Below are 1,661 nucleotides of genomic sequence, written 5' to 3'. Positions count from 1 at the left end.
GCGCGCAGCGCCGTTCGACGCAGTCGAACACGCTGCATGTAGGTTGAAGCGAAGCCAACCGGAGGGCAGTGTCCCCGGATGGATACCGCAGCGAAGGAACGCCGAGCCTTAGCGAGGGGCCGGACGCTCGGGGCGAGCCTTTTTTTGCTTATCTTTTTTTTGGCGTTTCCGGTTTGAAAAAAAAGTAAGTCGCCGTAAGGGCCATCCCTTTCAAGGTCTTAGGTAAAATCCCCTGAAATCTCAGTCAGGGATCCCCGAAGATGTGGACCGATGTTCTAGCTCGATTCGAGAAAAAAGCACCTGCCAGCGTCATGGCCAAGTTGGCGCTGGAGCAGGCTATTGCTCCTGAGTGGGTCGATCAGGTCTTCGAAGAACATCGGCAACGGCAGTATTCTCGTGAACTACTGTTCTCGACCATCATCAAGCTGATGTCCCTTGTTTCATTGGGTTTGAAGCCATCCCTGCACGCCGCCGCTCGGCAACTGGAAGATCTTCCTGTCAGCTTGGCAGCCCTCTACGACAAGATCAGTCGTACCGAACCTGCTCTGTTGCGCGCGCTGGTCACAGGCTGTGCGCAACGCCTGACCCCAACCATCAAAGAGCTGGGTTGCACCACGATGCTGCCGGGCTGGCAGGTTCGGGTGGTGGACGGCAACCACTTGGCATCCACTGAGAAACGTCTGGGCGCTCTACGCCACGAGCGAGGTGCCGCTCGTCCTGGCTTTTCGGTGGTTGTCTACGACCCCGATCTCGATCAGGTCATCGACCTTCAGGCGTGTGAGGATGCCTACGCAAGCGAGCGTATTTGTGTGCTGCCTCTATTGGCTGATGCCGAGCCGGGCCAGGTGTGGCTGGCTGATCGACTCTACTGCACGCTCCCGGTCATGGAAGCTTGTGAGCAGGTCCAGACATCCTTTGTCATTCGTCAGCAAGCCAAGCACCCACGCCTGATTCAAGAGGGTGAGTGGCAAGAGCCCGTACCTGTGGAAACAGGCACTGTGCGCGAGCAGATCATCCACGTCAGGGGCGGTTACCAATGGCGGCGCGTGGAACTGACGCTTCATTCGCCAACGGACTCGGGTGACAGCAGCTTGATGTTCTGGAGCAATCTACCTGAGAGCGTCAGTGCACAGCAGATCGCGGAACTCTATCGCCGCCGCTGGAGTATTGAGGGCATGTTCCAGCGACTGGAAGCGATCCTGGAAAGTGAAATCGAAACCCTTGGCAGCCCAAAGGCTGCCTTGCTCGGGTTCGCTACTGCGGTATTGGCATACAACGTCCTGGCCGTACTCAAACGAAGTGTCGAACAAGCCCATCGGGACACCCAGCCTGAAGGCTGGGAAGCCTCGACCTATCACTTGGCGGTCCAGGTCAGGAGTGGTTATGAGGGAATGCAGATTGCGCTGCCCTCGGAGTACCTTCCCGTTATCCCTGCGGAAAAACTGGCTCAGCGCTTGTTGGAACTAGCCAGAAACATCCAGCCAAAACAAGTTGCGAAAAGCCCCCGAGGCCCCAAGGTGCCCAAGCCCAAGACGTGGGTCCAAGGCACAGCGGTGCATGCTCATGTTTCAACGGACAGGGTAATCAAGGCCGCCAAAACGAAAAGACCTTGAAAGGGATGGCCGTAAGGGCGAAACCGCCAGCCGCCGTTACCGCAGCAA

At 57.5% G+C, this 1,661-nt stretch carries 1 protein-coding gene; it reads left to right on the top strand.

Going from position 1 to position 1,661, the window contains the following annotated elements:
• The first annotated feature begins 311 nt into the window (after nucleotides 1-311).
• Nucleotides 312-1,613, top strand: coding sequence for an IS4 family transposase (locus tag F7R06_RS30625; protein WP_090327255.1), 1,302 nt, complete (start codon nucleotides 312-314; stop codon nucleotides 1,611-1,613).
• Nucleotides 1,614-1,661: the final 48 nt, after the last annotated feature.

Origin of the sequence: Pseudomonas moorei, from assembly GCF_008801475.1 — a bacterium.
Taxonomy (GTDB): domain Bacteria; phylum Pseudomonadota; class Gammaproteobacteria; order Pseudomonadales; family Pseudomonadaceae; genus Aquipseudomonas; species Aquipseudomonas moorei.
The sequence above is the reverse complement of the archived record's forward strand: the minus strand, read 5'-3'. Positions and strand labels throughout refer to the sequence as shown.